Source organism: Microcystis sp. LE19-195.1E, from assembly GCF_027532095.1.
Classification (GTDB): Bacteria; Cyanobacteriota; Cyanobacteriia; order Cyanobacteriales; family Microcystaceae; genus Microcystis; species Microcystis aeruginosa.
The window spans coordinates 21,691-28,580 of sequence record NZ_JAPZSZ010000359.1; the positions used below are offsets into that span (position 1 = coordinate 21,691).

General features: G+C 41.9%; 5 protein-coding genes. 2 read left to right on the plus strand and 3 right to left on the minus strand.

Features of this window, described 5'->3' with window-relative positions; genetic code table 11:
- Nucleotides 1-12 precede the first annotated feature (12 nt).
- Nucleotides 13-2,871, minus strand: a complete 2,859-nt coding sequence (ileS, locus tag O9300_RS19270; RefSeq protein ID WP_287973448.1) for an isoleucine--tRNA ligase — start codon at nt 2,869-2,871, stop codon at nt 13-15.
- 209 nt (nt 2,872-3,080) lie between these two features.
- On the opposite strand from ileS, the gene O9300_RS19275 reads away from it, so the two are divergent.
- Entirely contained in the window at nt 3,081-3,653 is a 573-nt protein-coding gene (locus tag O9300_RS19275) for a Uma2 family endonuclease (protein WP_287973450.1), read from the plus strand.
- 566 nt (nt 3,654-4,219) lie between these two features.
- On the opposite strand, the gene O9300_RS19280 is transcribed toward O9300_RS19275, so the two are convergent.
- Together O9300_RS19280 and ubiE are read right to left on the minus strand one after the other, a co-directional pair.
- On the minus strand, nt 4,220-5,458 hold the full coding sequence (locus tag O9300_RS19280) for a DUF445 domain-containing protein (protein WP_061431815.1): 1,239 nt from the start codon (nt 5,456-5,458) through the stop codon (nt 4,220-4,222).
- A gap of 35 nt (nt 5,459-5,493) precedes the next feature.
- Nucleotides 5,494-6,192, minus strand: a complete 699-nt coding sequence (gene ubiE / locus O9300_RS19285; protein WP_061431814.1) for a bifunctional demethylmenaquinone methyltransferase/2-methoxy-6-polyprenyl-1,4-benzoquinol methylase UbiE — start codon at nt 6,190-6,192, stop codon at nt 5,494-5,496.
- Between the two features lie 345 nt (nt 6,193-6,537).
- On the opposite strand from ubiE, the gene O9300_RS19290 reads away from it, so the two are divergent.
- Nucleotides 6,538-6,890, plus strand: a 353-nt coding sequence (locus O9300_RS19290; protein ID WP_287973451.1) for a transposase family protein, incomplete at its 3' end; no start/stop codon positions are given.

Consider the following 6,890-nt stretch of genomic DNA (forward strand, 5'->3'; position numbering starts at 1 on the left):
TTTTAGTTTAGCTTAGAACTCTCCTTTTAAAGCGGCATTACAGCGCTCGCAAATAGTGGGATCATCGGCAAATTTTCCCACTTGAGTGGAATAATTCCAACAGCGATCGCATTTTTCGCCCTCTGCTTTGACAATTCCCACCGAAACAAAGTCCGATTCTCCTTTATATTCTGCGGTTTGAATCGCGCTAATATCACTGACTAATTCCACTTGAGAGGAGAGAAATAGATAACGCAATTCATCGACTTTATTCCCCGTTAAACTATCACAATTGTTGAATAATTCTAACTCCTGTTGTAAGCTTTCATCGGGAACATAAAGTAAAACTTTTGCCTCTAAAGAAGCACCGATCGCTTTATCATTTCTGGCAGTTTCCATCACCTTATTAACTTCGGTGCGTAGCTGCCGGAATTTCGCCCATTTATCGGCCAATTCGCGATTATTCCAAGCAGGATCGATGTTTAGCCATCCTGACTCAAATACCGATAAATAAGGAGTTTTGTAGGGGAGAAATTGCCAGATATCTTCCGCTAGATGAGACAGGACAGGAGCGATCGCTTTAGCGAGATTTTCTAAAGCAATAGCATAAACTGTTTGACAACTGCGACGACGGAAAGAATTAGGATCAGAAATGTATAAACGATCCTTAGCGATGTCGATATAAAAGTTAGATAAATCGACAACACAAAAATTCTGTACCGTCTGGAAAAAGCGGAAAAATTGGAAACTTTCAAAAGCTGCCGTAACTTCCGTAAACACCTCCGAGATACGATGTAACATATAGCGATCAATCTCCGGTAGATCTTCATAAGCTACCGCATCTTTAACGGGATCAAAATCATTTAAACTCCCCAGTAAAAACCTGGCAGTATTACGGATTTTATTACGGATATCTACCAACTGTTTAAGAATATTTTGACCGATATTCACATCATTGGTATAGTCCACCGAGGACACCCATAACCGAATCACATCCACCCCATAAGCGGGTTCTTTTTTCTGGTCTTTACCACCATTAATGATCACATTGGGATCGATGACATTCCCCAGAGATTTACTCATTTTTCGTCCCTGTTCATCCAAAACAAAACCGTGAGTTAACACCGTTTTATAGGGAGCAATACCATTAGCAGCGACACTGGTTAATAAACTCGATTGAAACCATCCCCGATGCTGATCCGATCCTTCTAGATACATATCCGCAGGATAACTTAATTCTGGTCGAGCATTAGCCACCGCATTCCAACTAGAACCAGAATCAAACCACACATCCATAGTATCCATTCCCTTGCGATAACTGCGACCATTATCGCGATAACTGGGAGGTAACAATTCCTCTACCGATAACTCCCACCAAGCATTAGAACCCTTGACCCCAAAGATAGCTTGAACGTGATTAATCGTCTCCTCCGTTAACAGAGGTTCATTCGTTTCTTCGTCATAAAAAACAGGAATAGGAACCCCCCAACTGCGCTGACGAGAGATACACCAATCGCTTCTTTCACTGACCATAGAAGTGATGCGATTCTTACCCGTTGCAGGAATCCAACGCACCGAATCAATCGCGTCTAAAGCTAATTCCCGGAATCCTTCCACGGAAGCAAACCATTGTTCCGTTGCGCGGAAAATTGTCGGTTTTTTGGTTCTCCAATCGTAGGGATATTTATGCTGATATGCTTCCTCTTTGAGTAACGCACCCTTTTCTGTCAGTGCTAAAATGATTGCTTCATTGGCATCTTTCAAGACATTTAAACCCGCAAATTGTCCCGCTTCTGCGGTGAAATTTCCCTTATCATCCACGGGAGAAAGTATCGGTAAACCGTAACGTTGACCGACGATATAATCTTCCTGACCATGGCCGGGGGCCGTGTGAACTAATCCGGTGCCGGAATCAGTGGTGACATAATCCCCACCGATGAGAATCGCACTTTCTCTGTCAAACAAAGGATGACGATATTTAGTATGTTCTAATTCCAGACCTTTAACCGTTGCTTTAATCGTCAAAGTCCTGTTAAAAGTGTCGGCCAATTTTTCGACTAAATCCGTCGCTACAATTAGATAATTAGACTCGCTAGTTTCCACCACTGAATAGTTTAATTCTGGGTTTAATGCGACGGCTAAATTCCCGGGTAAAGTCCAGGGAGTAGTCGTCCAGATAGCGACGGATAAATTAGGCAAAAATGGCCTTAAAACCGGGGTTGAAACTGACGTAATCGGAAAAGCAACATAGACACTGCGGGAAGTGTGACCTTCGGGATATTCTAATTCTGCCTCAGCTAAAGCGGTTTGAGAACTAGGACTCCAGTGAACCGGTTTTAGTCCCCGATAAATATAACCTTTTAGGGCCATTTTTCCGAATACGGCAATTTGAGCGGCCTCGTATTCAGGTTGTAGGGTTAAATAGGGATTTTCCCAGTCTCCCCAGACTCCATACCTTTTGAAACCTTCACACTGTTCTTTTTGCGTTTGAAGGGCAAAATCGTGGGCTTTCTGACGTAATTTCAAAGGGGTTAGACCCTCTTTTTCCGAGCTTTTGAGACTTTGTAAAACCTTCAGTTCGATCGGCAACCCGTGACAATCCCAACCCGGCACATAGCGCACTTTGTAGCCTTGCAGCAGTTTATATTTATTGATAATGTCTTTGAGAATTTTATTTAAAGCATGACCGATATGCAGAGACCCGTTAGCGTAGGGTGGTCCATCGTGGAGAATAAATAATTCTTTGGGGTTATTTTGCGCTAATTTCTCATATATTTGCTCATCTTGCCAGAATTTCTGGATTTCTGGCTCACGTTTACTGGCATTTGCTCGCATATCAAAGTCAGTTTGAGGCAAATTAACGGTATCTTTGTAACTTTTAGCGTTGGACATTCTGGCAAACCTATGGATATCAATCGTTTTCGGGATTCATTCCTAAATAACGTCCCTTTGAGAGTCGTTATCTCTATTCTGTCACATAACTGTAATACAAATATTACAAGTGACAATCATTGATCTATAAGTCTAGCGAGATTGAGTCCAAGAGCAATGATTCCGAAAGGCTATAATTCAGTTATTCGAGGATAGGGAGTATGAGGACCATGGTGACGAATCCTAATTTTTTTTATGTCTCTCCAGAAGTGTATCTAGAAGGGGAAAGAGTCAGTCCGATCAAGCACGAGTACCGAAAAGGACGGATTTATGCGATGGTAGGGGCAAAAAAGCCGCATATCGTTTTATCGGCCAATTTAGCCAAGGTTTTAGGTAATCATCTCGATGATAGTCCCTGTCTTGTTCTCACTTCCGATATCAAAGTCCGGTTAGAGGAGGCAAATTGTTATTATTATCCCGATATTGCGGTGGTTTGTGACGAGAGAGAGATTAACAATACCGATGATTTTATTCTCTATCCCGTTCTGATTATTGAAGTATTATCGAAATCTACGGAATCCTTTGATAGGGGTGATAAATTTAGCGATTATCAAACCTGTCCCACCTTAAAAGAATACATTCTTATCCATCAAAACCAGAGGAAAATTGAATGTCACCGTCGCGAGGATTCTGGAATCTGGAAAGAACAGATCTATGAAGCCGGGGATGCGGTAGAATTCACCAGTGTAGGATTCCGGGGATCGCTCGCTTCTATCTATCGCAAAGTCCCCGGTTTGCTATGATTACAATTCTTTTTTGACATCGCACTTTTATGTCTCTAGGGATAGGGGTAGATCTGTCTCCCTTTGCCTAAAAACCGAGATTATCAAGCATTTAATTCTATTTGTCAAACCTGTAGGAAGTTTTCCTTTTGGGTAGCTGTTCGTCAATACCAAATTAGGTTATACTTTATGTTTATGGGAAAGGCTGTAAATTGCGATCAAAAAACAGAAATTTAGGCTCTTCTCGATTTTGTCTGATAGTTTTTGCTTATGGAATCGTGGAATGCTTATCGGGCAAGACTTTAAGCACTATTTTGACGGATATTCTATCAGTATAGACCTCGTTTCCACACAGAAACCAGAAGAGCCAAATTTAGCGATCGCTGTTAGTTCCCAACTGCCCTAGGGAACAATAAACATAGCTGAAAGACAGCACTCGATCGTGTAAGGTCAGGGCAAACCCTAATTAGGGCTTGCTGAATAAATCTAAAAACCTTGTTAGATTAAGGCTTTTTCAGGGGGAAAATTCACACCCCACACCCCACACCCTGCCCCCACCAACAAACTTTTTCAGCAGACCCTAATTATTACCCCGGATTCTGTGCGATTAAAATAATTGTTTGTATTAGTCCGACTAGAAGACCGAGAATACCACCAAGATTAACAATTCCCTGTAATTCCTGTTTAACAATGCCTTGAATAGCATTTTCCAGATCGGCGGGGGAAGTGGCATTTACCCGATCGCGGATCACCTGATCGATGTTGAGAATCGGGATAATTTGGGCGACTAATTTCTCTAAATCTTCCTCTAAATAACGCTCTAAAATTAACGCTAACTCTTGACTAATTACCCCTAATGATGTAGTCATTGACACCGAGGATTGCAGACGATTAATAATTAAATTAGCGATTTGATCCCAGTCGATCGTTTGTCCAAAATCTTGCAGAAATTGTTCGCCACTTTCTTGAATATAAATTCGCACCGTGTCCCTGGTGGTTTTACGCAATTGTCTGACGGTGGAGATAGGTAAATTTTGTAAAGAGATACTTTGTAACCAGTTTTTCAGACGATTACGCATCTCTAAAGATAGTAATAATTCTTTGATTCTGGTATTAGCTAAATCCTTTTCATCAAGGCAAAAAGTGCGTAAGCGAGCGAGGGCATTGCGTAAACCGAATAAATTGGCTACTACCCAATAGGTTCCACTGGTTTTTTCCCGAAATCCTTCATCGATAACCTGAATATTGCGATCGGTTAAAAAATCGATTAAAGCTAGACGGATAACATCAGCAGGTAGGACAGTTTCTAATAGCCAATCGGAGAATTGTCGCGCCTGTTGTTCACTGAGAGAAAATTCTAAGACTAGGCGATCAAAAATTTGATTGATCTGTTTTTCTAAAAAGTCCTGCCGTCGGGCTAAAACTTTTAGTAATCTCGCTAAAGATTCCCCGAATAAATCGTGAAGAATCGCCGCCAAAATCTCGGCTGTTTTTGCTTGCCGATCGCCTTTTATTTGTTTTAAAGCTAATTGTAACAGCCAGAGGATCGCCCCCTGTACCCTTTCGGTGTCGAGGAGTCGTTTAGCCAGTTTTTGTAGTTCCTCGGGAGTTAACAGGGAACCCATGATCGTATCCGATACCCGGACAGCTAATCGATCTTGATTGCGAGGAATTAGCCCCGGGGTGAAGGGAAGAGGACGCTTACCGATATAAATCGCTTTGTAGGGACGAAATAGCATTTTTATGGCTACATCGTTCGTAAAATAGCCAATAATTGCCCCCGCGATCGGCGGTAAGAGCCATGTCCAAAGAGTAGGGAGATTCAATTTAGCAGCAAAAAATAAACGGAAATGTGAGTAAGTTATTTCTTCAAGACTAACACTCCCATCAGTCCTGCTAGGAGTGGATAGTGAACGGCACCGGAAAATCCCGACCGATAGCCTAATTTTACCTGTTCTGGGCCCAGGGGAAAGCGATCGATACTGGGACTAATATAAGCGTACTGGTCAGTTAAGCCGTAGCGCTCGGCGGCGGGAACGACGATATGATCGAGATACCAGTTTTGGAATAGTTTGGCGATGGTTTGGGTAGGTTGATGGAAGTCAAGAATCGCCGCTTTAGCACCCGGTTTCAGGACTCGGTATAATTCCCCCAGACATTGGGTAATATCGACCACATTGCGTAATCCATAGCCGATAGTGGCACAATCAAAGCTAGAATCGGCAAAGGGTAAATTGAGGGCATCCCCTTCCATCCAGTTAATATTAGTGGCGCTAAAACGTTGACGGGCGATTTTTAATTGTTGTGGGGAAAAATCTAGTCCGATCACTTGGCCGGTTTTGCCCACTTGTTTTGATAATAGGTTAGTCAGGTCGCCGCTGCCACAACAGATATCGAGGGCAAAATCCCCTTTTTCGGGTTGACACCATTTGACTGTCATTAATTTCCAGATATGGTGTAATCCTAAACTTAATTCTTGATTAAGGCGGTCATATTCGGGAGCGATCTGATCAAAAATTGCTTGTATTTCTGTGGAGTTAGGTGAGGATTGATTGGACATTTTTATAATATGGCATCAGAGAAAATCCCAGATGAAGTTATACCATTCTATCCTATCTGCGCTCACGGGGATAAGCTGTTGACCGAAAATCTGGGTACAAGCCCCGTCATGAAAGCGCAGGGTCGGACGGCTTTAAATATGTATTTTGACGCTCCCCGCTCTAAAGAGACAGGGATTCTTCGTTCATTGAGTCTCCGTTAGCAAGCAGGATTTCTCCAACCAACCAAGAGGGAATCTCTCCCCCCCCTTGCCCCTAGGGCTGTTTCATTCTCCCATCAGAATATCAAAAGTAAAAGCGATCACTGTCTTTGTAAAATGAGGAGTGACTGGCAACTTTTAAAAGATATGTTGAGCTTAATAGAAAAACTAAAACAAGTCAAGTACTTTCGGAAAGATAAAGGAAAAAGACACCCTTTATGGATAGTATTAGTAGTAATAATACTGACAACAATGCTAGGATACTCAGGTTATAGAGAACTAGGAGAGTTTGCTAAAAATAATCGGCACAGGCTCAGTCAAGAATTTAACATAATTCCAGAAAGAGTCCCATCCTATTCAACAATTAGAAGGGTAATGATGGGAGTTGAATGGCAGAGTTTGTTAAAAATATTTAATGAATGGGCATTACAAGAATATGGACAAAGAAGTGATATAAATTGGCTAGATATAGATGGAAAAAGTCTCAAAAACACCCGAAA

Coding starts and splice junctions, on each gene's coding strand:
- ileS (WP_287973448.1), bottom strand. CDS start 2,871: ATGTCCAACGCTAAAAGTTACAAAGATACCGTTAATTTGCCTCAAACT.
- O9300_RS19275 (WP_287973450.1), top strand. CDS start 3,081: ATGGTGACGAATCCTAATTTTTTTTATGTCTCTCCAGAAGTGTATCTA.
- ubiE (WP_061431814.1), bottom strand. CDS start 6,192: ATGTCCAATCAATCCTCACCTAACTCCACAGAAATACAAGCAATTTTT.